Genomic DNA, 25,487 nt, shown 5'->3' on the forward strand with positions numbered 1-25,487 from the left:
ACCCCACAGCCCACTTGGCGACCTTCACAAAGACTTCCCGCCGTCGACGCTCCTTAACTCCCTTGAACAAATGTCGGCCCCGCGCTCCCTCAGGAGCACGGGGCCGACGGGGTCCTCCAAGGCTCAGCTCAGCCGGCGCGCTCCCGCCGAGGGCACCGCCTCGAACACGCGCGGCGCGGTGAAGTCGGCGGCGGCGAAGGCCTCCTGGACCGCCTTGGTGATGGCGTCGACGTCGGCGTCCTCCGCGAGGACGATCGCCGACCCGCCGAAGCCGCCGCCGGTCATCCGGGCACCGAGCGCACCGGCGGCCAGGGCCGTGTCGACGACCAGGTCCAGCTCCGGGCAGGAGATACGGAAGTCGTCGCGCAGCGAGGCGTGCCCCGCCACCAGCACCGGACCGATCGCCCGGGTGTCACCGGCCTCCAACAGCGCCACCACCCGCTCGACCCGCTCGTCCTCGGTGACGATGTGGCGCACCAGGCGGCGCACCTCCTCCTCGTCCCCGAGCCGCGCCAGCGCCGCGTCCAGCTCCGCGTAGGGCACGTCCCGCAGGGCGTCCACGCCCAGCATGGCCGCGCCCCGCTCACAGCCGGCCCGGCGCTTGCCGTACTCGCCGTCGCTGTGGGCGTGCTTGACCCGGGTGTCGACGACCAGCAGCCGCATACCCTCGGCGGCCAGGTCGAAGGGGATCTGCTTCTGGGACAGGTCACGGGTGTCGAGGAACAGGGCGTGGCCCGCCTCGCAGCACGCGGACGCCGTCTGGTCCATGATCCCGGTCGGGGCACCCACGTACACGTTCTCCGCGCGCTGACACAGCCGGGCCAACTGCCAGCGCTTGAGCCCGAGTTCGTACAGGTCGTTCAGCGCCAGGGCCACCACCACCTCCAGCGCCGCCGACGAGGACAGACCCGCGCCGGACGGCACCGAGGAGGACAGGTGGATGTCCGCGCCGGTGACCGGGTGTCCCGCCTCGCGCAGCGCCCAGACCACGCCCGCCGGGTACGCCGTCCACGCGCGGTCCGACTCGGGGGTCAGGTCGTCCAGCCGCAGCTCCACGACGCCGGCGTCGATGTCCGCGGAGTGCAGCCGCAGTACGCCGTCGTCGCGCCGGGACACCGCCGCTACGGCGATGTGCGGGAGGGCGAACGGCATCACGAAGCCGTCGTTGTAGTCGGTGTGCTCGCCGATGAGGTTGACCCGGCCCGGCGCCGCCCACACCCCCTGCGGACCGGCCCCGTACAGCTCCACGAACCGCTGGGCGACAGCCCCTGCGACAGCCTCACTCATTGCCCTGGCCCTGACCTTTCCGTACGTACTAGGTGTTACTGGTCGCGACCGGTCGCCAGTGGTCGCCACCGATCGCCACTGATCGCGACCGTTCGCCACTGATCTCTACTGGTCGCCGCGCCGCTGCGCGAAGTCCCACGCGTCCGCGACGATCCCCGCGAGGTCCGCACGGGACGGGTTCCAGCCCAGCTTCTCGCGCGCGGCCGCGGCCGACGCCACCAGGACCGCCGGGTCGCCGCCCCGGCGGGGGGCCACCACCTCGGGGATCGGGTGGCCGGTGACCCGGCGGACGGTCTCGATGACCTCGCGGACGGAGAAGCCGTTGCCGTTGCCGAGGTTGCAGATCAGGTGCTCGCCCGGGGTGGCGGCCTCGACCGCCAGCAGGTGCGCCTCGGCCAGGTCGGCGACGTGGATGTAGTCGCGCACGCAGGTGCCGTCCGGCGTCGGATAGTCGTCGCCGAAGACGGAGATCGCGTCCCGTCGGCCCTGCGCGACCTGGAGAACCAGCGGGATCAGATGCGACTCGGGATCATGCCGCTCGCCGCAGTCGCCATAGGCGCCCGCCACGTTGAAGTACCGCAACGACACGGCAGCCAGCCCGTGCGCCGCGGCTTCGCCGGTGATCATGTGGTCGACGGCGAGCTTCGAGGCGCCGTACGGATTGGTGGGCCGCGTCGGCGCCGACTCCACGATCGGCACCTCGGCCGGCTCGCCGTAGGTGGCGGCCGTCGAGGAGAAGACCAGCCTGCGCACACCCGCCTCACGCATGGCACCGAGCAGCGCCATGGTGCCGCCGACGTTGTTGTCCCAGTACTTCTCGGGCTTCACGACCGACTCGCCGACCTGGGAGAACGCGGCGAAGTGCAGCACGCCGTCGAAGGTGGGGTCCAGCCACTTGCCGGCGTCACGGATGTCGCCCTCCACGAAGGAGGCGCCGGCCGGCACTCCCTCGCGGAAGCCGGTGGAGAGGTTGTCGAGGACGACGACCTCGTGCCCCGCTTCCAGCAGATGCTGGGCGACCACGCTGCCGACGTACCCCGCACCGCCCGTGACCAGGTACTTACCGCTCATGAACTCGCTACCTCCCGCAGTCGCTGTGCCGCGGCCTCAGGCCGGATGTCGTTGATGAACACGTTCATGCCGGATTCGGAGCCCGCGAGGAACTTCAGCTTGCCGGACGTGCGGCGAATGGTGAAAAGCTCCAGGTGCAGCGCGAAGTCGTCACGGCTGACGCCCTCGAACTCCTCCAGCGCGCCGAACGGCGCCTGGTGCCAGGCGGAGATGTAGGGCGTCAGAGGCTCACCCGCCCCTTCCTTCTCCCCATGAGGACCGTCGAAGATCCGGTCGAAGCGCCGCAGGAGCTCCAGATAGACCTTGGGGAACTCGGCGCGCGCGTCCTCGTCGAGGCCGAGCAGATCGGGCACCCGGCGCTTCGGGTACAGGTGCACCTCGTACGGCCAGTGCGCGGAGTACGGCACGAAGGCGGCCCAGTGCTCGGTCTCCAGGACGACCCGCTCACCGGCGAGTTCCTGCTCCAGGACGGCGTCGAAGAGGTTCTCCCCACCGGTCGCCTCCTTGTGGGCCGCGACCGACCGCAGCATCAGCGCGGTGCGCGGGGTGGTGAACGGGTAGGCGTAGATCTGCCCGTGCGGGTGACCCAGCGTCACACCGATCTCGGCACCCCGGTTCTCGAAACAGAACACCTGCTCGACCGAGGGCAGATGCGACAGCTCCGACGTCCGGTCGGTCCACGCCTCCAGGACCAGCCGCGCCTGCTCCTCCGTGAGGTCGGCGAAGGACGCGTTGTGGTCGGAGGTGAAGCAGACGACCTCACACCGGCCGGAGTCGCCGGCCAGCGAGGGGAAACGGTTCTCGAAGACCGCGACGTCGTACGACGAGTCCGGGATCTCGCTCAGCCGCTCACCCTGCGAGGGGCACAGCGGACACTCGTCGGCCGGTGGGTGATAAATCCGCCCCTGCCGGTGTGAGGCGATGGCGACCGAGTCCCCGAGCAGCGGGTCCCGCCGCACCTCGGACGTGGTGACGGTCCGCTCGAGCGGCCGCCGGTCGACCGCGTCCCGGACGAGATCGTCCCGCAGGTCGTAGTAGATGAGCTCGCGACCGTCCGCCAGCCGGGTCGAGGTCTTCTTCACTGCGGACTCCCTATTCGAGCCACTCAATCATCAAACAGAACCAAACACATTGAAACACAACCCACCATCCGCGTCAATATCGCCATCAACCCAAAAGCGTCACCCGGGGCGTTCGAACCCGCGGGCGACGACGGCCGTGGGACTGGTGGGCTCGCATGGTGAGGTGTCGCGTATTCGCGGACCCGTCTGCTTCACCGAACACGGTGAGTCGCAGGCCGGCCCGTGCACTCATGGCCGCGGCGGAACGCCGGCAGGACATAGGGACCAGACCTCGGCCTGTCAGGCTCCGTGGGAAGATCGCCTGCATGAACCTGCCCGAACCTGAGGATCTGACCTCGCTCGTGCTGCGTACAGACTTCAGCAGCGCTGCGGCATGGGAGGCAGTGCGAGCCGCGATCGACGGCTCGGACGAGGACCGCCATGCGACGTACGTCAGCGATCACTCGTTCAACGGCGTGAGTGTCCAAGCGCTGGTCGACGCTGTTGCAGCCGCTGACGACGATGACAAAATCTGCTACCTGTTCCTCGCGGACACGATCACCACGACGGACGATGAGCATCCCCTCTTGGCCGTCGACCTCTACGACGAACCCGGTCGGACGTTCCGGGTGCCGCCAGACTGGTACGCCGAGATCTCCGCCAATCTGGCCATCGGCAACATGGACTTCGCCGAGTTCGCCGACGCCGCGGACGCATCGGGTACGTTCCGCGGCCTCGACGGCGGCTGACCTGGCGTCGCTCCGCAGCCCGTCGCTGACGGCGGGCCGACACAACGAGGTGTTGCATGGTCGACTGCGAGGTGGGGGCCAGTGTCACCGCGTGCGGCCGCCGGGGGCGTATGGGCTCCAGGTCCCGCCAGCCTCGGTGACCAGCCGAGTGGCGGTCCTGTCGTGGTAGCCCCGTGCCTTTGCGATGACGGGGTGACGGGGTGACGGCAACGGTCACCGGACGGCACCCCCTCCCCCCGGAGCGTCGGCGAGGATCTCCGCCCAGACGGTCTGACCGGTCAGACCGGTCAGACCGCTTCCGCTCGGCTGGGTTCCCCAGCGCGCGGCGAGCACGTCGGTGATCAGCAGGCCACGGCCGTGCTCGCTCTCCGGCCCGGCAACAGTGCGGTGCCGGAGTGGCTTGAACCCCTCGTTTCCTTCCAGAACGAGGCTGCGTACGAGCACGTGTTCGCGAACACAGTTCTTCCCGGACTGCTTCAGACCCGCGAATACGCCCTCGCTATCCATCAAGCACGTGAAGTGCGAAGCCCGACCGAGGACATCGAGCGGATGGTGGAAGCACGGATTCAGCGCCAGGGCATCCTGGAGCGAGACCCGGCTCTGCATTTGTGGGCGGTCCTTGACGAAGCAGTGCTGCGCAGGACTGTTGGAGACACGGAGATCATGGTGGGGCAGCTCAAGTACCTTCACGACGTGGCCCAGAGCCCGCACATTGACATCCAGGTCCTGCCGTTCAGCGCCGGGGCGCACGCCGCGGGAGCCGGACACTTCGTGATCCTCTGGCGGGACGACGAACGGGAGCCCCTCAACTCGATGGCGGTTGTCTACATCGAGATGCGTCGCCGCGGCTTGTACCTCGATGACGCGGAGGACGTGGGTGCCTATAAGTTGACGTTCGACTACCTTCGTTCGCAGGCTGCCGACACCACTGCCTCCTCACGGCTGATCGCCAGAGCACGACAGGAGCTGTCCTCATGACCGACATAGCGACTCGCCCGGCCCAGCCGCAGGGCTTGATCAAGTTCCGTAGGTGTCCGGATCGTTGGTGATGCCCAGGATGGGGAGTGCTCGTTGGGGCTCGTCGCGGATCGCCCGGGTGGTCTTGGCGATGTTGTCGGCTCCGAGGGTTTTCAGCACACCGATGGCGAGGTTGCGGAGGGGTTGCCATGACCCGTGGCGCGGTCCCGGCGTGGACGGTGGAGGCGTCCTCGGCGAAGGTGACATACCTGATGTAGTGCGAGGAGTTCTCCACTCCCCAGTGCCCGCGAATCTTGGTGGTTGTCGAGGCTGGTGACGGCGTAGACACTCTCACGGGTCTCATCACCTACGCCGCCCACAACTGTGCGGCCGTCACCACCACCCGGGGCGCCCTGCTCGCCCTCGGCGCGGCGGGCGGGCGGGCGTACGGACGCGGGGCGCCCGGCGTCCCTCTCCACCCGCTGAGCCACCGCGGCCGGCGGCCGCGCGACGTCAGGACGCAGCCTGCCGCGGGGCCGGCTGATCAGGGCAATGGCTGCAGCCATCAATGACGGCGCACATGTCGGTCTGTGGCTTGGCCTGGCGCCCGTCAGCCACGGGCCGACCCGCCGTGGCCGGTCAGAGACCGGGCAGCTCGAACCCGAGGGCGGCGAGGGCCTCCTCGGCGGCCTGCTGGTCCTGGTCGTAGGTGCCACCGGATATCCCCAGCCCTCCGACGTACTGGCCGTTCTCGATGATCGGGTAGCCGCCGCCGACGGCCATCACACGAGGGTGGCCGCCCAGCGGCGCGATCTGCGGGTTGGCGAGCAAGTCGTTCCACGTGTGGGTGGGGATACGGAAGGAGGCCGCGGTCCAGGCCTTGTCGAGGGCGACCTCGGTGGTGAGAAAGGGCGCGTCGTCGGCGCGGTCGAATGCCTTCAGATGTCCGCCCTGGTCGGTGACGGCGATGGACGCCGTGAAGCCGATCCGGGCAGCCGCGGCGTGTACCGCCGCGATGAGTGCGCCTGCGGCGGCCTGGGTGATGGACGAGGCGGGGGCCGACTTCTGGAGTGTCTCGATGCTCATGATGGTTCCTTTGTTGCTGTTGCTGTTGCTGTTGCTCTGCTGCGCTGTGCGGCGGCGGATGAAGCGGCCGTGAGCCGGGTCATCGCAGGGGTGAGGCCAGGGTGGGGACCACACGGGTGACGACGGACTTCTCGGGGATCAGCAGGCCGTAGACGACCGGACCGATCTCGTTCTTCCAGCGGTCGTGCTCGTACACGGCCGCGTACAGGGCCTCGCTCTGGGCCTCGTCCTCGAACCGGCGAATCCACACGTAGCCGTCCTCGTCCTCGGCGTCGACGAAGGAGGCGGTTACGTCCATGCCCAACGAGGCCTGGAACGGGATGACCACGTCCTCCATGTAGCGCACCCACTCCTCGCGGCGCCCGGGCTGCGCCCGGTAGCGGCGGATCTCGTAGTACACCGTGCTGCTCCTAACTGTTTGCAGGGTTGGTCAGTCGGTCACGGTGAGGACGACCTTGCCGCGGGTGCGGCCGGCCTGGACGTGGGCCTGGGCCGTGCCGACCTGCTCCAACGGGAAGGTCTCCTCCACCTCGACGGCGACCTCACCGGCGTCGATCAGGCCTGCGATCGCGGTCAGCGCGGGACCGTCCGGCTCGACCAGGTACGCAGTGAGGCGCACGTCGGCCGCCTCGGCGGCCCGCGTCAGGTCCGGGGAGACACCGGACGGTACGGCGACCAGCAGGCCGCCCGGGCGCAGGACCTTCAGCGAGCGGGTGCTCGTGTTGTCGTGGGCGTCGCCCACCAGGTCGATGACGACGTCGACGTCCTTGACGACGTCCTCGAAGCGCGTGGTGGTGTAGTCGATGGCCTCGTCGGCGCCGAGTTCCTTGAGCCAGGGGTGGCGGGCGGCGCTGGCGGTGGCGATCACGTGGGCGCCCAAGTGCCGGGCGAACTGGACCGCGAAGTGGCCCACTCCGCCGGCGGCGGCCGTGATCAGGACGCGCTGACCGGCCTGGACGTGGGCGGTGTCGACCACGGTCTGCCAGGCGGTCAGCGCCGCCAGCGGCACGGCGGCCGCGTGCGCGTGGTCAAGGGTGGCCGGCTTGCGGGCCCACTGGCGGGCCGGTGCGGTCACGTACTCGGCGTAGCCGCCGGCGGCGCGCGGGAACCACGGCATGCCGTACACCTCGTCGCCGACCTTCAGGGTGGTGACGCCGAAGCCGACCTTCTCGACGACGCCGGAGACGTCCCAGCCGAGGATCAGCGGGAGCGTCTGCAGCCCCGCCATTCCCTGACCCTCGCGGGTCTTCCAGTCCACCGGGTTGATCCCGGCGGCGTGCACCCGCACCAGCACCTCGGTCGGCAGCGGCTCGGGGCGCGCGACCTCCTCGACGGTCAGCACCTCCGCTCCGCCGAACTCGCTGATGGTGACTGCCCGCATGGTGTCCTCGCTCATGGTGTCCTCGCTCATGTCTGTCTTGCTCTTCCTTCAGCGGGGACCGCGTCCCCGCTGAAGGAAGAGTGGCGTGTGCTTACCAAGGCGGGTGAGTGGCCGGAGGGCCACCTGTCGTACGATTCCAGCCATGTCGCATCGTGTCGCTGTTCTCGCCCTCGACGGAGTCCTGCCGCTGGATCTGGGCATCCCGGCCCGGGTGTTCAACGAGGCCCGTAAGCCGGACGGGACTCATCTGTACTCCGTCGTCACCTTCTCCCTCGGCGGCCGGCCGGTGCGCACGCACGAGGACTACCGGATCGTCGTCGACCACGACGAGTCGGTGCTGGAGAGCGCGGACACCGTCGTCCTCGCCACTCAGGAGCCCGGCGAGGACCTGCTCGCGACCGGCGCGCTTCCCGGGGAACTCGCCGCGGCGCTGGACCGGATCGGGCCGCGGACCCGCATCGTCAGCCTGTGCACCTCGGCCTTCCTGCTCGCGGCGGCCGGTCTGCTGGACGGCGGCCGGGCCACCACACACTGGACGCTGTGCGACGAACTGGCGCGGCTATTCCCCGACATCGAGGTCGATCCGGACGTGCTGTTCGTCGACAACGGACGCATCCTGACGTCCGCCGGCGGAGCCGCCGGCATCGACCTGTGCCTGCACCTGGTCCGTCTGGACCACGGAGCGGCGGTGGCCTCGGCCGCCGCGCGGCGCTGCGTGGTGGCGCCATGGCGCGAGGGTGGCCAGGCGCAGTTCATCGAGCACCCGGTACCGCAGGACACCGACCGCTCCACCTCGGCGACCCGCCAGTGGGCGCTGGACCGGCTGGCCGAGCCGATCACACTGGAGGACATGGCCCGGCACGCGCACATGAGCGTGCGCACCTTCACCCGGCGCTTCCGCAGCGAGGTGGGCAGCAGCCCACTGAAGTGGCTGGCACAACGACGGCTGGCGCACGCGCGCCTACTGCTGGAATCCACCGACCTGACCGTCGCACGGATCGCCACCGCCTCCGGCTTCGGCGACCCCGTCGCCCTGCGCAAGCACTTCCACACGCACCTGGGCCTGTCACCACTGGCCTACCGTCGCGCCCACAATGCACCGGAGCCTATGCCGGCGTCTGGGCCGGGATGTGAGCGGTCTGCGTGATCAGCGCGTTGCGGACCCGCGGGGCCTTCCATCCGTGTTGGTGATGCCCAGGATGGGGAGTGCTCGTTGGGGCTCGTCGCGGATCGCCCGGGTGGTCTTGGCGATGTTGTCGGCTCCGAGGGTTTTCAGCACGCCGATGGCGAGGTTGCGGAGGGTTGCCATGGCCCGTGGTGCGGTCTTGGCGTGGACGGTGGAGGCGTCCTCGGCGAAGGTGACATCCCTGATGTGGTGCGAGGAGTTCTCCACTCCCCAGTGCCCGCGAATCGCGGCGGCCAGGTCGGCGGGCCCGGCTTGGTGGGCGTCGAGGCTGGTGACGGCGTAGACACTCTCACGGGTCTCACGCCGGCCGGTCTGCTTGCGGCGGCGGTGGACGCGGATGGCCAGGCGGGCGTGGGGAAAGGCGATTCCGCCGAGTTCGTCGGCGATCCCGCAGGTCTTGATCGAGCGGGACTCGCGGCGTCCGTGTCCGGCCCCGGAGGCGGTGTGCTGGACTGCGATGGACTGCCAGGGCAGAGCGGCGAGTTGGGCGTGGGCGGTGGGCTGGTTGGTCTTGATCACGGCGATGTAGTGGGCCTTCTTGGTCTCGACCAGCCAGGAGATGTTCGCCTTGACCGAGTGCAGGGCGTCGAAGGTGACGACTGTGCCGGTCAGATCCAGCGGTGCCAGGAGCGGCCGGAAGTGTGTGGTTTCGTTCGTCTTCGCGCCGACCTCCACCTGGGCGAGGGTCACGACGGTGCCGTGAGTGACCGCGGAGAGCAGATGCCGGCGCGTCGCGGTAAGACGGGCTGATCCCTTGAGTGCTTTGCCGTCGACAGCGATCGCGCGCGACAGCCCGGACGCGGAGGGCGACCGGGTCGGGGCGGGGTCGGTGGCGGCGCGGTGCCGGTCGGCGAGGTAGGCGCCGACCGCCCGGTCCAGGGCGTCACCGTCAACAGCCCCCAGCACACGCCGATCGTGGCCGGCGCCGGAGAGCGCCGCCATCCGAGCAGGTGGCGGCGGATCCCGATCACTGTCAGGAGTGCGTTCGAAGCACGCTGACCCCACTCGGCGAGTTCATCGATGCTCCTCGCTCCCGAGACGGCCGCGCAGGCGCACACCAGCAGGATCGCCGTGAGTGAGTACCACCGGCCCCGCCGCGCGCGGGTCGGGCACCGAGGCGAAGTAGGGGCGCAGGTCGGCGATCCGGCCGGGGTCCAGCGGCCCCAGTTTCAACAGCACGGCAGGTAGGGGAGAGCATGCAGCAGCAGGCACGGGCCACCTCATGATCATCTGACTTAGACACCACAATGATCACAAAGCCCGTGCCTGCTCTGCTATGAACCCCAACCGGTCACAACCCGACCAACCGCACGGCCCCGGAACTTGCAACCGCCCTGGCCCAGCCGACAGCTGCGACGTGGTTCAAGAGCAGCCACAGCGGCGGCGAAGGCAACGAGTGCGTCGAAGTGGCCGATCTCCGAAACCAAGTGGCTGTACGGGATTCGAAGATCCCCCAGGGGGACGCGCTCACCGTCTCGACCGGCGCCTTCGCGGCGTTCGTCGACGGTATGGCGAAAGGCCGACGCGGCACCATGCTGTCGTAGCGGCCGACACGGCGGCCAGCCTAGGAGCGATGATGGCACTGGCTCAGAAAGCCGCCGGCGAAGACCGCCGCTGGTTCAAGTCCTCCTACACCGGAGGGTCCGGAAGCGAAGCCCCCATGTCCTACCGGAGTTGGGAGACACGACCTAGGCCGTTTCGTTCGGAGCATCTGATCGTGGGTTTGAGTGTGCCGTTGACTGATGCGCCCTGGGCCGGGGACGTCAACGATGTGGCGGGCGTGGACATCAACGTGCACGCGGGCCGGCCGCAAGAGATGAGTTCGTATCCGCCCGTCGAGTCGGTCCGTCAGATGACCTCCTTCTCCTCGGTGACCATCACGGCCACCGAGTCCATGTCGATGAAGCGTGCTTCGTCGGGGTTGACCAGCGTCCGGTAGTTGTCGGAGGCGAAGAAGGCGTCGTGGTCCTCCCAGTCCTCGAACCAGATTTCCGTCAGGCCGTCGTAGGCCCGGGGCGGGTAGTTCTCGGCGGGGACCGGGTGGGACACGCTGTACTTGCGCACGTAGCGCTCCGCCTCCGGGATGGAGGTGAACAGCGGCGCGTGCCGATCCCGATGGTGCTCGACGAAACGCTCGTACGACATTCCCTCGACGCGGTTGATCATGAAGATGAGCTTCAGCATGGAGCTAACCTAAAAGCTCACATCGATGTCAGGGGCAAGTGAGCCAGGAGAATGGGAGGAGTTCGGCATGCGGATCGGTGAACTGTCCGCCCGGACGGGAGCCAGCCGCCGGTCGCTGCGCTACTACGAGGAGCAGGGCCTGCTCGTCAGCTCCCGCTCACCCAGCGGACAGCGCCACTACGAGGACGAGCACGTCCAGCGGGTGCGCCTGGTGCAGGCGTTCCTGGCGGCGGGTATGTCCAGCGGCACCATCGTCGAGATGGTGCCCTGCATGACCGAGCCGAGCGAGGACAGGGCGCGGCAGGCACTGGAGGTCATGGGCCGCGAGCGGGCCCGGCTGTCCGGGAACATCGACGGCCTCGCCGCCGCCAGGGACGCGCTGGACCACCTCATCGAGGACAACCACGCGTACCTGACACGGTCGGCGGACGACGAGGCGTGAACTGGGCGGCGTTTGAATCAGCGTGCGGACCTCGGGTGTAGTGCGGAATCAGAACCTTCTCGACAAATCTGTCCTGCGGTGGACGACCCGGCAGGTCGACGCCCGGTTGCCGGGTTCCGCGCCGAAAGGCGCGCGATGCGTGACGAGGACGTCGCCCGGACGAATGACGATGGCTCGGGCCACCCGGGGGAGGACGGCTTACTTGGATTCGACTCGTCCCACCGGGTTGGGGCCGGTCGCCAGCGCGTCGCACGCGGTCTGCCAGGTGGTGTCGCCGGGGTGGAGTTCGGCGCGGAGGTAGGCCGCGGTGAGCCGGCCGACGGCGGCGACGCGCTCGGGGCTCTCGTCCGTGGTCTCGGCGACGTCGTATCCGGGGATCCCGCCGAGTGCGTGCCCCGCTCCGAACAGGGTGAGCAGGGCCTTGGGGCCGACGCCGAGGGTGTAGGGGTCCGCGTGCCAGTCCGGTCCCATGTCCGTGAAGTGCCGGGAGTCGTCCTCGTCACCGGCGACGACCAGCGTGGGCGTGGTCATCGTGGAGAAGTCGATGGTCCCGAAGACGGGCAGCGCGTCAGCCATGGGCCCGTTGAGGACGTCGCCCCGGCCGGGCGAGGCCAGCAGCACACCCGCCTTTATGCGGGGCTCGATGAGGCTCACTTCCTCCCCGGTGTCGGGGTCGGTGACCCGGGCGCCGAGCAGGAGGCTGGAGGTGAAGCCGCCGAAGGAGTGTCCGGCGACGGCGACCTTGGTGTGGTCGATCCGGCCGGCGAGCAGCGGCACGGCCTTCTCGATCACGTCGAGCCGGTCGAGGAGGTGAGTCATGTCCTCGGCGCGCGATCGCCAGAAGAAGGGTGCCCCGGGGGCGTCGGCGACCAGGTGGCTCAGAGTCCTGGAGGTGAGGTGGGTGGGCTGGATGACCGCGAACCCCTGTGCCGCCCAGAAGTTGACGAGCGGTGCGTAGCCGTTCAGCGAGGAGAGGTTGTTCGAGGGGCCCTGGCCGTGGGAGAGCAGGATGACGGGCAGGTCGGTTCCGGTCTCGGGTGCGGTGACGCGTACCTCAAGGTCCACGGGACGTCCGGGTACGGACAGCACCACCGGACTGAAGGACAGGACCGGGACGGGCGCGCCCGAGGTGTTGGCGGTGGCGGTGGACGCGTTCACGATGTGCTGGTTCCCCTTCTGTGTGCCCTGCCGCCCGCCGGTCTCGTGCGACCGGCGACGGACAAGGCGGTGGAGAGCGTCCCGCTTCAGCCAAGCCGAAACGGAACGTCGTTCCATCTATGATCCGGATCGTCGTTCCGCTTTGTCAAGCGGTGTCGAAGGAGAACGTGATGCCCTCCGATGGCCCCGCCGGGGAGCCGCCGGCCCGAAGCAAGCGGGCCGACGCCCAGCGCAACCGGCAGACGGTGCCCAGCGCAACCGGCAGACGGGTGCTCACCGCCGCCGCCGAGGTGTTCGTCACCTCCGGCGTCGACGCGCCGATCCGCCAGATCGCAGCCAGAGCGGGCGTCGGGATGGCCACGATGTACCGCCGCTTCCCGACCCGGGCGGATCTCGTCCGCGGCGACGACGGCCTCGGAACCTGCGGCCCAGGCTGCGGCGTCGCCATCGACTTCACCTGCCGCCGCTGCGGCTCGCCGGCGGACATCAGCACGGACGGATGCTGCACACGCTGCGTTGCCAGCGACCGCGTCCACGAGCTCCTCGCCGACCAGAACGGGCAGGTCACCGAGGTACTCGTACCGCTTGCCCAAGCTCTCACCGCGGCGCCACGACCCAGGTCCGTCATGGCATGGCTCCGCCGAAGCCCGAGTGCCCACCTCCTGGCCGCGCTCGCGGCAAGCCAGGCTGAGATCACGCATGAACGTCTCAATGACGTGCCGCAGGAGCCGGCCACGCGATACGTCCGTGAACTGCTTGTCCACGCCGAGATCTTGCCGACGCGACAGGAGAATCTCGTCCAGCTGGAGCTGTGGTTCCGCGACGCCGCTCAGAACCTGCCGACCGCACACACAGAGATCATCCGACCGTTCGCTGAGTGGTTCATCATCCGCGATGCCCGCCGACGCGCCGCTCGCGGCCGATACTCACCCAAGGCCGCCCACACCAACCGGGGGGAGGTCCCGACGGGCGAAAGCAGACGAGGACGCTGGGCGATGGCCGGTATTGCCGCGCAGGTGACAACGAACGATCATCACCCGAGATGCGCAATTACATGCCGTCGGGCGGGATGGGTGTTGCCTGGTGGTAGTACATCTGCCATGACCCGGCTGTGCCCTGCTTGCGCCAGACTGAACTCCGCCGTGCCCGGTTTCCGTCAAACGTGGTCTCGTAGGTGAGATGCACCAGTCCGGGGGCCAGCAGAACGCCGGTGAAGTTTGAGGGTTCATAGCGCGGACCGTCTTCTGCCGCACCGCCCAGCTCGGACAGCTCGGCCAGCATCTCCGTGTACGTCCATCGCACCCCCCGGGGCGTCCGCTAGGACTCCGGCCCCGCCCCCGAGCCCGCCCCCGGCAACGAGCCCGACACCGCCCCCGCCCGATCCAGCAACCCCGTCCGCGCCGCCAGCGCCGCCGCCTCCAGCCTCGACCCCACGCCCAGCTTCATCAGCACCCGCTGGACATGCGTCCGCGCGGTGGACGGTGCGATCCCCATCCCCGCCGCGATCAGCCGGGTGTCCTCGCCGTCGGCCACCCGCACCAACACCTCGACCTCCCGGGGTGTCAGCATCTGCAACAGCCGCTGGCCCTCGTCGTCCGGCTGGGCCACGGGGTTCAGCAGCTCGCTGAAGGCCCCCTGCAACAACTGCGGCGCCACCGCCGTCTCCCCCGCCCGAGCCTTCATGATGGCGCGCTCGACGCCTTCGATGCGCTCGTCGTGCCGTACGTAGCCGGACGCCCCGGCGGCGAACGCTGCCGCGATCCCGCGCGGATTCGGGACCGGCCCCAGCACCAGTACGGCCACCTGTGGCCGCTCCCGCTTGATCCTCACCACCGGATCGAACATCCCCGGCTCGGCCGGCGTGGCCGTCCCCAGCAGGCACACCTCCGGGGCCCGCGTGATCACGAGCTCCGCCGCCCCCGCGGCGGGCGCCGCCGCGGCGAGCACCCGGTGCCCCCGCAGCTTCAACGCCGAGGCCAGCGCCTCGGCGAGCAGTCGGTGGTCGTCGACCACCATGAGCCGCACTCCCATCGAGCAACCCCCCAGTCCCCCCAATGGATCTCTGTGGTCGCCCTATGGCTGCCCACTATGGATGCCCACTGGTCCGCGCGGACAGGAGCCCCCCGGCTCTCCGCCCTCCATTGCCCCCGGAAGCTACACGCTTGTTCGACGTTGCGCTTCCCCAACCGGTGAGAAGTGCCCCTGATCGACGGAATTTCTCGCTTTTCCCGCATTCGAGGGTGATGAGCGGTACGCGAACGGCCCCACCCCTGAGCAGGGGCGGGGCCGTATCCGCGACGCGACGACGAGGCAACCGGCGGGGTTCAGCTCGCGCCGAACGCCAAGGCCAGATACCTCTTCTCGTCCGAGCTCCCCGGATCACTCGCGAACACCGCGGACATGTACAGACGCCCCTGCGAGTACTGGACCTCGGAGTAGTCCGGCGACATGCTGGCCTCCGCGTCCCGCGCCGACTTCTTCGCCGGGTTCTCCAGCAGCTTCGTCTCCTTGAAGGTGCCCCCGTCGATGCTGACGATCTGACCGCCCTTGTCGTACGGCGGGCGCTTGTACGCGAGGATGTTGCGGCCGTCCATCCGCAAGGGCGTGATCGTGTAGTCCTCGCCCGCGTCGGCCCGCTGACCGGTCTGCTTTCCGGTGGCGAGGTCGATCGCGATGATCTCGTTGGTCTGGCTGAGGCCGCCGCCGCTGCCGTCGTGCTCTGCGGTCGGCAGGTAGATCCGGTCGTTGCCGACGGCGATCTGGCGGCACGCCTCGACCTCGGTGATGGGGCAGTCGGCCGCGTAGTCGTCGCTCGGCGCGGAGATACGGGTACGCAGCTTGCCGGTCTTGTTGTCGATGGAGAAGAGGTCCGAGAAGCCGTTCCCGCCTCCGGAGTCACCGACATCGGCGGCCACGACCAGCGGGCTGGTGGACACCACGCCGGCGTACTCGATGCCCTGCGCCATCCGGTACTCGGAGATCACCTTTCCGGACTTCGGGTCGATGGTCTGGATGTGCAGCTCGCGCTGTCCGTACGCACCGCACTTGCGGACCGCGACCAGCTTCTCGCCGCCGCCGTAGCCCGCGTCGTAGCAGGTGTCGGTCGTCTTGGGGGCCCACAGCGCCTTGCCGGAGGAGAGGTCCCAGGCGGCGCCGCCGCTGGTGCCGCCCGCGGCGACGGTGCTCGCGCTGACGGTGACGTTGTCGAAACTGATCGTCTGGTCACCGGCTGTGGCCGTCTTCGTCCACAGCTTCTTGCCCGCGTCGAGGTCGATCGCGGCGACCTGGGTGCACGCGCTGGTGTGGGTCTTCGTCGGCATGTCGGGCTGGTACACGACGGCCGTGAGGTTGTTCGCGGTGGTGTGGCGGCCGGCCTGACACACCGGGCCGGGGAGCTTGATCGTCCACTGCTCGGTGCCCTTGTCGGGGTCGTAACCGACGATCTTGGCGACGCCGCTCTTGGCGTACACCTTGTCCGTGAGCCAGGAGCCGGAGACGGAGACCGAGGTGTCCTTGTCGACCTTGGGCTGCGGCACCTGGAAGAGGATGTGGGAGGCGGGGTCGGCGGGCACCTTCTCCGCGCTCTTGCCCGACGTGCCATCGGCGCCCCCCGCGCCACCGGTGCCGCCCTTGTCGTCCTCACCGCCGGTGCCGCCGCTGGTGCTCGTCGTGTCCTTCTTGTCGTCGTCCTTGCCGGAGGAGGACGCGTACCAGACACCGCCGCCGATGATCAGCGCGATCGCCACGACGGCCGAGACGATGATCGCCAGCTGCGCGTTGATCTTCCGCCCGCCACCCTGCCCGGGCTGCCCGGGCTGCCCGGGCTGCCCGGGCTGCGGCTGCAGCGGCGCGTTCGCCTGCGGGTAGCCGTAACCGGGCTGCTGACCGTACGGATTCGGCGCCTGCCCGGGGTAGCCGTAACCGGGGGGTGCCTGCGGATAGCCGTAACCGGCCGGCGGCTGACCCTGCGGCTGGTCCTGCGGCGGGCCGAACCCCCCTTGCTGCGGAGGCTCGTTGGGTGGCGGAGGGGGCGGCGGCTGGGTCATGACGTGAGTACCTCGATGGCGGGGACGACGACAGGGGGGAGGGGGAGGGGGAGCGGAAGGGAAGAGGGGGAGGGAGTCACTTGCCGTAGGCGAGCATCAACTTCTCCTTCGCGTCGTCACTGCCGGACAGCCGCGTGGTCGAGAGGTAGAACCTCCCGTCGACCCAGTCGATGTCCTTCGAGAAGAAGCCGCTCTCGATCTGCGCGGTGCCCTGTGGGTTCTGCAGCAGCTTGGCCGGCGTGTGCCCGCTGCCGCCCGTCGCGATCGACACGATCCGGCCGCCCGCGTTGTACGACGGCTCCACATACGCGATGAGCTTGCCGCCCTCGACCTTGACCGGGAGCATCGACTCGTCCGCCGGCGACTTGACGCGCCACTTCTCCTTGCCGGTGGAGAGGTCGACCGCGACGATCTCGTTCGGCCCGCTGGTCGCCTCGGTGGGCAGGTACAGGGTGTTCGCGTCGGCGGCCACGCCCTCGCAGCCCTGGAGGTCACGCGCGAGGATGGCCAGGCCGCAGCCAGGGGCGAAGCTCTCGTCGATGCGGACCTGGGAGCGGAACGTACCGGCGGGGGTGAGCGTGGAGATGTTCCACGCCTTCTTGTCCTCGTTGGTGCTGTAGACGATCAACGGGTCGACGGAGTAGACCCGCGAGACCGTCCAGCCCTTGTCGAACTTCTGGGTCCACTTGACCTTGCCGGTCACGGGATCCAACTCCTGGACCTCGTCGTGCTCGTTCGCCTGGGCGGCGGCGCAGGACGCGACCGCGATCAGCCGGGCGCCGCCCGCGAACCCGCCCGGGAAGCAGGCGCTGCCGTACCTCTTCTTGTCGAACAGCTTCTTGCCGGTGCGGACGTCGTACGCCGTACCGGACTGCGAGCGGCCGACCATCAGGGTGTTGCCGCTGACGGTCAGTTCGATCTGCAGGGTGCTGTCGAACAGCGCACCGTCCCCGACCTCGCCGGTCCAGCCCTTCTGCCCCGTGTTCAGGTCGATCTGCTGGAGCAGGTTGCACTTGGCACGGTCGCTGGTGCCGTTCATGTACGCGACGACGATCTTGTCGTCGGACGTCTTCTGCGGGGTGACCCCGCAGATCTTCTGCGGGAAGGTGACCGGGTCCCAGGTCGGCGCGCCGTCCCCGACGTTGTAGGCGACGAGTTGCTTGTACACCGCCTTGACCGCGGTCTTGTCGGTGATCCACATACCGGGGGCGTCGGCGCCGTCGGCGGGCGCGTCGGGACCCTCCTTGTACCAGAGCACCTTCGCCTCTCCGGCCTGCCGGCCCTCGTTGAGGTTCTCCGAGTCCGCGCCGCCGGCACCGCTGCCGTCCCCCGGGTTGACCGGGGAGTCGCTCGCGGTGGGCTTGGGGTCGTCGCTCTTCTCGGCGACCGGCTTCTTGTCGTCGTCACCACCACTGCTCCCGGTGACCGCGAACACGGTCCCGCCGATGACCAGCAGCGCGGCCACGGCCGCCCCGACGACGAGGGCGGTCTTCCCCTTGAGACGGCTGCCGGAACCGGGCGGCGGGGTGCCGGGCGTGCCCGGGAACGGGGGTTGCGGCGGATAGCCGTACCCCTGCGGCTGGGCGTACGGACCCGACTGCTGCGGTTGCCCGTGGGGCCCGCCGAGTTGGCCGTAGGGACCGGGTTGCCCGTAGGGACCGGGCTGGGGCGCACCGTACGGACCCGGCTGGGCGTACGGACCCGGCTGGGCGTAGGGACCCGGCTGCGGGGCGGCGGGCGGCTGCTGCGGATAGCCGTAACCGGGCTGCGGGGCACCGGACGGCGGGCCCTGCGGAGGCGGCGGAGCCTGCGGCGCCCCGAAGCCACCGCCCTGCGGCGGTGCTGCCTCTTGCGGCGCTGCCTGGGGCTGTGGCGCCTGCGGCGGCTGCTGTGGTTGTTGCGGCTGTTGCGGTTGGTCCTGCGGCGCTCCGAAACCGCCGTGCGGCGGCTCGTTGGGCGGCTGCGTCATCAGCGCGTTCCCCCGTTCCATCACTGATTTTTAGCCACGCCCTGAGATACGTAACGGCTCAGAGTCGTATGCAGAAAGATCTCAGACGGCTCTTTGTATCACTTGGGACCGACAACGCACCGGGCCGGTTCACCCTCTGTATCCAAGGGAGAACCGGCCCGTGATGACCTCGTTACGCGCCTTCACTCACGCGTCGTCGGCGAGTTCCAGCCAGCGCAGCTCCAGCTCTTCCCGCTCACCGGCCAAGTCCCGCAGCTCGGTGTCGAGTTCGGCCACCTTCGCGAAGTCGGTGGAGTTGTCCGCGATCCGCCCGTGCAGTGTGGTCTCCTTCTCGGAGATCTTGTCCAACTGCCGCTCGATCTTCTGGAGTTCCTTCTTGGCGGCCCGCTGGTCGGCGGAGCTCTTCTCCGGTACGGCCTTGTCGGCGACCGGCGCCGGAGCCGACGCGGCGGCCGCCTCCTCCATCCGCCGGCGCCGCTCCAGGTACTCGTCGATCCCGCGCGGCAGCATCCGCAGCGAGGCGTCGCCGAGCAGGGCGAAGACGCGGTCGGTGGTCCGCTCGACGAAGAACCGGTCGTGGGAGATGACGATCATCGAGCCGGGCCAGCCGTCGAGCACGTCCTCCAGCTGGGTCAGCGTCTCGATGTCGAGGTCGTTGGTGGGCTCGTCGAGGAAGAGGACGTTGGGCTCGTCCATGAGGAGACGCAGCAGTTGGAGCCGGCGCCGCTCACCACCCGACAGGTCCCCCACCGGCGTCCACTGCTTCTCCTTGGTGAACCCGAACGTCTCGCACAGCTGCCCGGCGGTCATCTCGCGCCCCTTGCCGAGGTCGACCCGCTCCCGCACCTGCTGCACGGCCTCCAGCACCCGCAGGTTCGGGGCGAGTTCGGCGACCTCCTGGGAGAGATAGGCGAGTTTGACCGTCCTGCCCACGGAGACACGGCCGCCCGCGGGCTGTGTCTCGCCGTCGGTCCACGACGCCTCGGCCATGGCCCGCAGCAGGGAGGTCTTCCCGGCGCCGTTCACCCCGACCAGGCCGATCCGGTCGCCGGGCCCGAGCTGCCAGGTCACGTGCTTGAGCAGCACCTTGGGGCCGGCCTGGACGGTGACGTCCTTCAGGTCGAAGACGGTCTTCCCGAGCCGCGAGGAGGCGAACTTCATCAGCTCGCTGCTGTCCCGGGGCGGCGGCACGTCCGCGATGAGCTCGTTGGCGGCCTCGATACGGAAGCGCGGCTTGGACGTACGGGCCGGGGCACCGCGCCGCAGCCACGCCAGCTCCTTGCGGACCAGGTTCTGCCGCTTGGTCTCCTCGGTGGCGGCGATCCGCTCACGCTCGGCGCGCGCGAAGACATAGTCGGAGTAGCCGCCGTCGTACTCGTGGACGTCACCGCGCTGGACGTCCCACATGCGGGTGCAGACCTGGTCGAGGAACCACCGGTCGTGGGTCACGCAGACGAGCGCGGAGCGGCGCTCGCGCAGGTGCTTGGCCAGCCAGGAGATGCCCTCGACGTCGAGGTGGTTGGTGGGCTCGTCGAGGACGATCAGGTCCTGATCGTCGATGAGCAGCTTGGCGAGGGCGATCCGGCGGCGCTCCCCGCCGGACAGCGGCCCGATGACGGTGTCGAGCCCCTGCGGGAAGCCCGGCAGGTCCAGCCCCCCGAACAACCCGGTGAGTACGTCCCTGATCTTCGCGTTTCCGGCCCACTCGTGGTCGGCGAGGTCCCGGATGACCTCGTGCCGGACGGTGGCGGCCGGGTCGAGGGAGTCGTGCTGCGTGAGCACGCCGAGGCGCAGTCCGCCGGAGTGCGTGACGCGGCCGGTGTCGGAGTCCTCCAGCTTGGCGAGCATCCGGATCAGGGTGGTCTTGCCGTCGCCGTTGCGTCCGACCACACCGATCCGGTCCCCCTCGGAGACGCCGAGGGACACGCCGTCGAGGAGGGCACGAGTGCCGTACACCTTGCTGACGTTCTCGACATTGACCAGATTGACGGCCATTTCTCTCCTGACAGGGGGGACGCTCGACCCTTCAGGGTAATCGCCGGGGCAGGCCGACATCTCCGGCCCGCTCCCCTGTCGGCGGAGAGGGGCCTGCCGGCCGGGAGAGGGGGCAGCCGACCGGCAGGGAGGTCAGCAGGCCTGGGCGAGGGAGGTCAGCAGGCCGGGGCCGGTCAGGTCAGCCGGCGCTCAGGCCCCCGCCGCCCCAGCCGGCGCTCAGGCCCCCGCCGCCCCAGCCGGCGCTCAGGCCCCCGCCGCCCCAGCCGTCCCCGCCACCACCGTCGCACCGGGCGTCGGCCCGGACGCCGTACGCACCGTCCGGCAGGTGCCCGACGCCCGCAGGGCCTCAGCCACCTTCGCCGCCGACTCGGCCTCCCGGGCGAGGAACGCCGTGGTCGGGCCCGAGCCGGAGACCAGCGCGGCGAGGGCACCGGCGGCCCGGCCGGCCGCGAGGGTGTCGGCAAGCTCCGGGAACAGGGACAGGGCGGCGGGCTGGAGGTCGTTGGAGACGGCGGCGGCGAGCGCGTCGGGGTCGCCCTTGGCGAGGGCGTCGAGCAGTTCCCGGGAGGCGATCGGCTCGGGCACGTCCCGGCCCTCCGTCAGCCGGTCGAACTCACGGAACACGGCCGGCGTCGACAGCCCGCGGCCCGCCATCGCGAACACCCAGTGGAAGGTCCCGCCGACGTCGAGCGTGCGCAGCTGCTCCCCACGCCCGGTGCCGAGCGCCGCCCCGCCGACCAGGCTGAACGGCACGTCACTGCCCAACTCGGCGCAGATGTCGAGGAGTTCCTCGCGGGAGGCGTTCGTGCCCCACAGCGTGTCGCAGGCCAGCAGTGCCCCCGCGCCGTCCGCGCTGCCGCCCGCCATCCCGCCGGCCACCGGGATGTCCTTGGCGATGTGGATGTGGACGGCGGCTTCCAGGCCACGGCGCTCGGCGAGCGCGATCGCCGCCCGCGCCGCCAGATTCGTACGGTCCAGGGGCACCTGGTCGGCGTCCGGCCCCGCGCAGGTGACGCGCAGCGCGTCGGCCGGGGTCACGGTCACCTCGTCGTGGAGGCCGACCGCGAGGAAGACGTTGGCCAGGTCGTGGAACCCGTCGGGCCTCGCGGCACCCACCGCGAGCTGGACATTGACCTTGGCGGGGACGCGTACGGTGACGCTCACTGACCGGGCTCCTCATGCTGGGCGACGGGGGTCTCGTCGAGGCGGTTCTCGGTGGCGCGGTTCTCGGCGGCGCGGGACTCGTCGACGCGGGACTCGTCGACGCGGGACTCGTCGACGCGGGACTCGTCGACGCGGGACTCGTCGACGCGGGACTCGTCGACGCGGGACTCGGCGACGCGGGACTCGGCGATCCGCGCGAACTCCTCGACCGTCAGGGCCTCGCCCCGCGCCTGAGGCGAGACACCGGCGGCGACCAGGGCCGTCTCGGCCGCCGCCGCGGATCCGGCCCAGCCGGCGAGGGCGGCCCGCAGGGTCTTGCGGCGCTGGGCGAAGGCGGCGTCCACGACAGCGAACACCTCACGCCTGGACGCCGTGGTCTTGACCGGCTCGGCCCGCCGCACCAGCGAGACCAGCCCACTGTCGACGTTCGGCGCGGGCCAGAACACGGTGCGGCCGATGGACCCGGCCCGCCTGACCTCGGCGTACCAGTTGGCCTTGACCGACGGAACGCCGTACACCCTCGAACCCGGCGCGGCAGCGAGCCGGTCGGCGACCTCCGCCTGGACCATCACGAGGGTGCGCTCGATGCTCGGGAAGCATTCGAGCATGTGCAGCAGGACCGGTACGGCCACGTTGTACGGCAGGTTCGCCACCAGCGCGGTCGGGGCCGGGCCCGGCAGCTCGGTCACCAGCATCGCGTCGGAGTGCACCAGCGCGAACCGGTCCGCCCGCCGCGGCATCCGCGCCGCGATCGTCGCGGGCAGCGCGCCGGCCAGCACGTCGTCGATCTCGACGGCGGTGACCCGGTCGGCTGCCTCCAGCAACGCGAGGGTGAGCGAGCCGAGTCCCGGACCGACCTCCACCACCACGTCGTCGGCCCGGACGCCGGCGGTACGGACGATACGGCGGACCGTGTTGGCGTCGATCACGAAGTTCTGACCGCGCTGCTTGGTGGGGCGCACACCGAGGGCACTTGCGAGTTCACGGATGTCGGCGGGACCGAGAAGGGCATCGGGGACGGGGCTGCTGCTCACGGGACAAGGGTACGGGGGTGCAGTTGACGTGATTCACCGACCGGCTCACCCGGCACTCGGGCCGGGCGAGGGCCGGGCGCAGCAGCGGCAGCGGCAGCGGCAGCGGCAGCGGCAGCGGCAGCGGTACGACTGCCCGCAGCGGGCCGCTCAACCCTGCAACCGCTCCCCGCAATGCGGCCAAGGGCTCGCCCCCTGCCGCGCATAGAGCTTCTTCGCCCGGACCGTCTGCTCCTCCCCCGACGCGTCCTGCGGCCGCCCCTTCCCTCCGAGGCTCTGCCAGGTCTGCGTGTCGAACTGGTACAGCCCGCCGTACGTCCCCGACGCATCGACCGCTTCCGGCTCCCCACCGGACTCGCACTCCGCCAGCGCCTGCCAGTCGAGCCGGTCCGCTCCCCGCACGGGCGGGGGCAGCGGCTTCGTCCCCACCTTCACCACCTGCGCCTGCGGCTCCCGCACCAGTTCCGTCCCCGTCCACCGCGGCTTCTGCCGGACGCCGTTGACGATCCGCACGGAGTACGTGATCCGCCGCAGCCCCGGCTGCCCGGCCCGATCGACCACCTCGGTGCCGCGGAACAGCCCGGGGTCCTCGGTCCGTTCCACCACGAACGGGATCGACTCCTCCTGGATCTCCTCGCCGCCGGTGATCCGCAGCACGGTGACGGTCTGCCCGTCGCGCGGGAAACTCTCCGGCGTCACGGACATCGTGTCCTGTCCCCGCAGGGTGATCCCGGCCTCCTCGACTGCCTGGCGCACGGTCGCCGCGTTGGTGCGGATCGTGCGGGCCCGGCCGTCCGCCATGACGGTCACGGAACGCTCGGTGCGCACGTCCAGCGCGATCCCCGCGCGTCCGATGCGCTGGGAGCGTGAGGTGGACAGGTACGCGCCCTCCGCACGCACTCCCAGCTGTCGCAGCGCCCCCTCCACGGTGTGCGCCGTCGTCCAGATCTCGCGCCGCTGACCGTCCAGGGTGAGGCGTACGGGACGGCCGTAGTGCACCGCGACCTCGCCGCCGCTGGCGAGCGCCTCGCCGGGAGCGGGTGCGATCACGTCGTGCGCCCCGACCCGCACGCCCTCCTCGGCGAGCAGTTCGGTGACGTCGTCCGCGAAGGTGTGCAGGGTGCGCGGTGCGCCGTCGACGTTCAGCTCGATCGCCTTGTCCTTGGCGACGAACGCGGTGGTGCCGCCGGCGAGGAAGGCGACGACCAGCGCCTGCGGCAGCAGTCGGCGCATGGTGCTGTCGGTGCGCTCGGCAGACCGCGCCCGGCGCCGGCCCTCGGCCCGCCCGCCCGCCTGCCTCGCCCTCCCGCCCACTCGGGCGCGCGCGACGGGCGTGGGCACCTCGGGCACGCCCTGCCGCGGCAACTCGGGTCCGGCCGCCTGCGCCACCTCGTAGGCGGGCCGGTACGTGTCCTCGTAGGCGGGCCGGTACGTGTCCTCGTACGGGGCCGGTGTGCCGTACGCCGTCGCCGTCACGTACGCGTCGTAGGCCTGCGTCTCGGTGATACGCAGGTCGGTGCGGGGCCCGGGGGGAGGCTCCGTGCCGTACGTCTCGTCCGTCTCGTCCGTCTCGAACGTCTGGTAATGCGCGTTGCTCACGCCGACACGCTCCAGGGGCCGGAGGGGTCCAGAGGGGTCCGGACGCCCCAGCAGCGTCGGGTCCGGATCGGGCACCCAGAACCTAGCGGAGCTACCGTCACCCTCCAAAGCGACGTGGCTACCCAGAGTGGCGTTCGGGTCGGTCGATCACGGAGCGGTAACGGGTCAGTAGTCGAACGCGCGTGCCGTGTTGGCGGCGAGTGCCGACGCCAGCGCGTCCTCCTCGATGCTCCGCACGGCCGCCATGGCGCGCACGGTGACCGGAACGAGATACGGGGCGTTGGGCCGTCCGCGGTACGGCACCGGCGTCAGGAAGGGCGCGTCGGTCTCCACCAACAGCAGCTCCAGCGGGGCCACGGCGACGGCGTCCCGCAGGTTCTGGGCGTTCTTGAAGGTGACATTGCCGGCGAAGGACATGAAGTACCCGGCGCCGGCGCAGATCTCCGCCATCTCGGCGTCCCCGGAGTAGCAGTGGAAGACGGTGCGTTCGGGGGCACCCTCCTCCTTCAGCACGCGCAGCACGTCGGCGTGGGCGTCACGGTCGTGGATGACCAGGGCCTTGCCGTGCCGCTTGGCGATCTCGATGTGGGCGCGGAAGGACCGCTCCTGCGCCTCTTTGCCCTCGGGCCCGGTCCGGAAGTAGTCGAGGCCCGTCTCGCCGACGCCTTTGACCTGCTCCAGCCCGGCCAGCCGGTCGATCTCGGCCAGCGCCGCGTCGAGTCCCGCGTCCCCGCCCGGTGTGCGCGCGTCCTGCCGGGACCATCCTCCCCCAGCCCCAGGGGGCTGGGAGGTGCCCCCAGGGTCGCCGTGGACGATCCGGGGGGCCTCGTTGGGGTGCAGGGCGACGGTCGCGTGGACGGCGTCGTACCGCGCCGCCGTCTCGGCCGCCCACTGCGAGCCCCGTACGTCACAGCCCACCTGGACGACCGTCGCCACCCCGACCGACGCGGCCTTCGCGAGCGCCTCCTCCACGGTTCCCGCCTGCATGTCGAGGTGGGTGTGGGAGTCGGCGACCGGTACCCGCAGGGGCTCCGGGAGAGGCGGGGCGGCGTTCTTGTCGCGGTTATCGGGCATATCGGACGTGCCGGACGTGCCGGAGGGGGCGTTCGAAGGCGAAGGCA

General features: G+C 70.3%; 25 protein-coding genes and 2 pseudogenes. 6 read left to right on the forward strand and 21 right to left on the reverse strand.

Annotated elements, in window-relative coordinates; genetic code table 11:
* Nucleotides 1-123: 123 nt before the first annotated feature.
* From galK to galT, 3 genes are all read right to left on the reverse strand, one after another.
* Nucleotides 124-1,287, reverse strand: a complete 1,164-nt coding sequence (galK, locus tag M2271_RS28170; protein ID WP_280890160.1) for a galactokinase — start codon at nucleotides 1,285-1,287, stop codon at nucleotides 124-126.
* A 105-nt stretch (nucleotides 1,288-1,392) separates the two neighbouring features.
* On the reverse strand, nucleotides 1,393-2,358 hold the full coding sequence (galE, locus tag M2271_RS28175; RefSeq protein ID WP_280890161.1) for a UDP-glucose 4-epimerase GalE: 966 nt from the start codon (nucleotides 2,356-2,358) through the stop codon (nucleotides 1,393-1,395).
* Complete coding sequence (gene galT / locus M2271_RS28180) at nucleotides 2,355-3,440, reverse strand: galactose-1-phosphate uridylyltransferase (protein ID WP_280890162.1); 1,086 nt, start codon at nucleotides 3,438-3,440, stop codon at nucleotides 2,355-2,357. The genes galE and galT overlap by 4 nt, the downstream gene beginning before the upstream one ends.
* A 305-nt stretch (nucleotides 3,441-3,745) precedes the next feature.
* Between galT and M2271_RS28185 the strand changes: the two genes are divergently transcribed.
* Nucleotides 3,746-4,168 carry a hypothetical protein gene (locus M2271_RS28185; RefSeq protein ID WP_280890163.1) on the forward strand — a complete coding sequence of 141 codons (423 nt, stop codon included), beginning with the start codon at nucleotides 3,746-3,748 and terminating at the stop codon, nucleotides 4,166-4,168.
* A gap of 213 nt (nucleotides 4,169-4,381) precedes the next feature.
* Here the strand turns inward: M2271_RS28185 and M2271_RS28190 are convergent, their stop codons facing one another.
* Nucleotides 4,382-4,612, reverse strand: a complete 231-nt coding sequence (locus M2271_RS28190; protein WP_280890165.1) for a hypothetical protein — start codon at nucleotides 4,610-4,612, stop codon at nucleotides 4,382-4,384.
* On the opposite strand from M2271_RS28190, the gene M2271_RS28195 reads away from it, so the two are divergent.
* Entirely contained in the window at nucleotides 4,613-5,146 is a 534-nt protein-coding gene (locus tag M2271_RS28195) for a DUF5753 domain-containing protein (protein WP_280890166.1), read from the forward strand.
* 618 nt (nucleotides 5,147-5,764) lie between these two features.
* On the opposite strand, the gene M2271_RS28200 is transcribed toward M2271_RS28195, so the two are convergent.
* The 3 genes from M2271_RS28200 to M2271_RS28210 form a co-directional block, all read right to left on the reverse strand.
* A complete protein-coding gene (locus M2271_RS28200) occupies nucleotides 5,765-6,211 on the reverse strand; it encodes a heme-binding protein (RefSeq protein ID WP_280890167.1) in 447 nt (148 codons plus the stop codon).
* Nucleotides 6,212-6,290: 79 nt separating this feature from the next.
* Nucleotides 6,291-6,611 carry an NIPSNAP family protein gene (locus tag M2271_RS28205; protein ID WP_280890168.1) on the reverse strand — a complete coding sequence of 107 codons (321 nt, stop codon included), beginning with the start codon at nucleotides 6,609-6,611 and terminating at the stop codon, nucleotides 6,291-6,293.
* Nucleotides 6,612-6,641: 30 nt separating this feature from the next.
* Nucleotides 6,642-7,607, reverse strand: coding sequence for an NADP-dependent oxidoreductase (locus tag M2271_RS28210; RefSeq protein ID WP_280890267.1), 966 nt, complete (start codon nucleotides 7,605-7,607; stop codon nucleotides 6,642-6,644).
* 127 nt (nucleotides 7,608-7,734) lie between these two features.
* Here M2271_RS28210 and M2271_RS28215 point away from each other — a divergent pair, with 127 nt between their 5' ends.
* Entirely contained in the window at nucleotides 7,735-8,739 is a 1,005-nt protein-coding gene (locus tag M2271_RS28215; protein WP_280890169.1) for a helix-turn-helix domain-containing protein, read from the forward strand.
* On the opposite strand, the gene M2271_RS28220 is transcribed toward M2271_RS28215, so the two are convergent.
* The 3 genes from M2271_RS28220 to M2271_RS28230 are packed head-to-tail and all read right to left on the reverse strand — an operon-like array spanning nucleotide 8,740 to nucleotide 9,957.
* Nucleotides 8,740-9,570 carry an ISAs1 family transposase gene (locus M2271_RS28220; RefSeq protein ID WP_280890268.1) on the reverse strand — a complete coding sequence of 277 codons (831 nt, stop codon included), beginning with the start codon at nucleotides 9,568-9,570 and terminating at the stop codon, nucleotides 8,740-8,742. It lies immediately after the preceding gene.
* Entirely contained in the window at nucleotides 9,465-9,836 is a 372-nt protein-coding gene (locus M2271_RS28225; protein WP_280890170.1) for a hypothetical protein, read from the reverse strand. Before M2271_RS28225 ends, M2271_RS28220 begins: the two co-directional genes overlap by 106 nt.
* Entirely contained in the window at nucleotides 9,793-9,957 is a 165-nt protein-coding gene (locus tag M2271_RS28230) for a hypothetical protein (protein WP_280890171.1), read from the reverse strand. The genes M2271_RS28225 and M2271_RS28230 overlap by 44 nt, the downstream gene beginning before the upstream one ends.
* Nucleotides 9,958-10,112: 155 nt before the next feature.
* Here M2271_RS28230 and M2271_RS28235 point away from each other — a divergent pair, with 155 nt between their 5' ends.
* Nucleotides 10,113-10,322: a DUF397 domain-containing protein gene (locus tag M2271_RS28235; protein WP_280890269.1), complete on the forward strand. Its 210-nt coding sequence runs from the start codon at nucleotides 10,113-10,115 to the stop codon at nucleotides 10,320-10,322.
* Nucleotides 10,323-10,626: 304 nt separating this feature from the next.
* Here the strand turns inward: M2271_RS28235 and M2271_RS28240 are convergent, their stop codons facing one another.
* On the reverse strand, nucleotides 10,627-10,962 hold the full coding sequence (locus M2271_RS28240) for an EthD domain-containing protein (RefSeq protein WP_280890172.1): 336 nt from the start codon (nucleotides 10,960-10,962) through the stop codon (nucleotides 10,627-10,629).
* 67 nt (nucleotides 10,963-11,029) lie between these two features.
* Between M2271_RS28240 and M2271_RS28245 the strand changes: the two genes are divergently transcribed.
* Nucleotides 11,030-11,404, forward strand: a complete 375-nt coding sequence (locus M2271_RS28245; RefSeq protein WP_280890173.1) for a MerR family transcriptional regulator — start codon at nucleotides 11,030-11,032, stop codon at nucleotides 11,402-11,404.
* Between the two features lie 198 nt (nucleotides 11,405-11,602).
* On the opposite strand, the gene M2271_RS28250 is transcribed toward M2271_RS28245, so the two are convergent.
* Nucleotides 11,603-12,562 carry a chlorophyllase gene (locus M2271_RS28250; RefSeq protein WP_280890174.1) on the reverse strand — a complete coding sequence of 320 codons (960 nt, stop codon included), beginning with the start codon at nucleotides 12,560-12,562 and terminating at the stop codon, nucleotides 11,603-11,605.
* Nucleotides 12,563-12,732: 170 nt separating this feature from the next.
* On the opposite strand from M2271_RS28250, the pseudogene M2271_RS28255 reads away from it, so the two are divergent.
* A pseudogene (locus tag M2271_RS28255) lies at nucleotides 12,733-12,960 on the forward strand (helix-turn-helix domain-containing protein); the annotation flags it as partial.
* 652 nt (nucleotides 12,961-13,612) lie between these two features.
* Here the strand turns inward: M2271_RS28255 and M2271_RS28260 are convergent.
* The 9 genes and pseudogenes from M2271_RS28260 to M2271_RS28300 all read right to left on the reverse strand — a co-directional run.
* A pseudogene (locus M2271_RS28260) lies at nucleotides 13,613-13,867 on the reverse strand (DUF4440 domain-containing protein); the annotation flags it as partial.
* Between the two features lie 12 nt (nucleotides 13,868-13,879).
* On the reverse strand, nucleotides 13,880-14,593 hold the full coding sequence (locus M2271_RS28265) for a response regulator transcription factor (protein ID WP_280890175.1): 714 nt from the start codon (nucleotides 14,591-14,593) through the stop codon (nucleotides 13,880-13,882).
* Between the two features lie 293 nt (nucleotides 14,594-14,886).
* Nucleotides 14,887-16,608 carry a PQQ-binding-like beta-propeller repeat protein gene (locus M2271_RS28270; protein WP_280890176.1) on the reverse strand — a complete coding sequence of 574 codons (1,722 nt, stop codon included), beginning with the start codon at nucleotides 16,606-16,608 and terminating at the stop codon, nucleotides 14,887-14,889.
* Nucleotides 16,609-16,684: 76 nt separating this feature from the next.
* The gene (locus M2271_RS28275) at nucleotides 16,685-18,577 is read right to left on the reverse strand and encodes a PQQ-binding-like beta-propeller repeat protein (protein WP_280890177.1); all 1,893 of its coding nucleotides are present in this window, start codon (nucleotides 18,575-18,577) and stop codon (nucleotides 16,685-16,687) included.
* 186 nt (nucleotides 18,578-18,763) lie between these two features.
* Nucleotides 18,764-20,572 carry an ABC-F family ATP-binding cassette domain-containing protein gene (locus tag M2271_RS28280; RefSeq protein WP_280890178.1) on the reverse strand — a complete coding sequence of 603 codons (1,809 nt, stop codon included), beginning with the start codon at nucleotides 20,570-20,572 and terminating at the stop codon, nucleotides 18,764-18,766.
* Between the two features lie 243 nt (nucleotides 20,573-20,815).
* A complete protein-coding gene (locus tag M2271_RS28285) occupies nucleotides 20,816-21,736 on the reverse strand; it encodes a 4-(cytidine 5'-diphospho)-2-C-methyl-D-erythritol kinase (protein ID WP_280890179.1) in 921 nt (306 codons plus the stop codon).
* A complete protein-coding gene (rsmA, locus tag M2271_RS28290; RefSeq protein WP_280890180.1) occupies nucleotides 21,733-22,770 on the reverse strand; it encodes a 16S rRNA (adenine(1518)-N(6)/adenine(1519)-N(6))-dimethyltransferase RsmA in 1,038 nt (345 codons plus the stop codon). The genes M2271_RS28285 and rsmA overlap by 4 nt, the downstream gene beginning before the upstream one ends.
* A 147-nt stretch (nucleotides 22,771-22,917) precedes the next feature.
* On the reverse strand, nucleotides 22,918-24,366 hold the full coding sequence (locus tag M2271_RS28295) for a resuscitation-promoting factor (protein WP_280890181.1): 1,449 nt from the start codon (nucleotides 24,364-24,366) through the stop codon (nucleotides 22,918-22,920).
* 165 nt (nucleotides 24,367-24,531) lie between these two features.
* Nucleotides 24,532-25,440 (reverse strand): TatD family hydrolase, encoded by a 909-nt coding sequence (locus tag M2271_RS28300; protein WP_280890270.1) that lies wholly within the window; start codon nucleotides 25,438-25,440, stop codon nucleotides 24,532-24,534.
* Nucleotides 25,441-25,487: the final 47 nt, after the last annotated feature.

The organism is Streptomyces sp. LBL, from assembly GCF_029893585.1.
Lineage (GTDB): Bacteria > Actinomycetota > Actinomycetes > Streptomycetales > Streptomycetaceae > Streptomyces.

Bases quoted from the DNA above. Each gene is read 5' to 3' on its own strand.
- galK (WP_280890160.1), bottom strand. From the start codon at position 1,287: ATGAGTGAGGCTGTCGCAGGGGCTGTCGCCCAGCGGTTCGTGGAGCTG.
- galE (WP_280890161.1), bottom strand. From the start codon at position 2,358: ATGAGCGGTAAGTACCTGGTCACGGGCGGTGCGGGGTACGTCGGCAGC.
- M2271_RS28185 (WP_280890163.1), top strand. From the start codon at position 3,746: ATGAACCTGCCCGAACCTGAGGATCTGACCTCGCTCGTGCTGCGTACA.
- M2271_RS28200 (WP_280890167.1), bottom strand. From the start codon at position 6,211: ATGAGCATCGAGACACTCCAGAAGTCGGCCCCCGCCTCGTCCATCACC.
- M2271_RS28210 (WP_280890267.1), bottom strand. From the start codon at position 7,607: ATGAGCGAGGACACCATGCGGGCAGTCACCATCAGCGAGTTCGGCGGA.
- M2271_RS28215 (WP_280890169.1), top strand. From the start codon at position 7,735: ATGTCGCATCGTGTCGCTGTTCTCGCCCTCGACGGAGTCCTGCCGCTG.
- M2271_RS28240 (WP_280890172.1), bottom strand. From the start codon at position 10,962: ATGCTGAAGCTCATCTTCATGATCAACCGCGTCGAGGGAATGTCGTAC.
- M2271_RS28245 (WP_280890173.1), top strand. From the start codon at position 11,030: ATGCGGATCGGTGAACTGTCCGCCCGGACGGGAGCCAGCCGCCGGTCG.
- M2271_RS28265 (WP_280890175.1), bottom strand. From the start codon at position 14,593: ATGGGAGTGCGGCTCATGGTGGTCGACGACCACCGACTGCTCGCCGAG.
- M2271_RS28270 (WP_280890176.1), bottom strand. From the start codon at position 16,608: ATGACCCAGCCGCCGCCCCCTCCGCCACCCAACGAGCCTCCGCAGCAA.
- M2271_RS28275 (WP_280890177.1), bottom strand. From the start codon at position 18,577: ATGACGCAGCCGCCCAACGAGCCGCCGCACGGCGGTTTCGGAGCGCCG.
- M2271_RS28280 (WP_280890178.1), bottom strand. From the start codon at position 20,572: ATGGCCGTCAATCTGGTCAATGTCGAGAACGTCAGCAAGGTGTACGGC.
- M2271_RS28300 (WP_280890270.1), bottom strand. From the start codon at position 25,440: ATGCCCGATAACCGCGACAAGAACGCCGCCCCGCCTCTCCCGGAGCCC.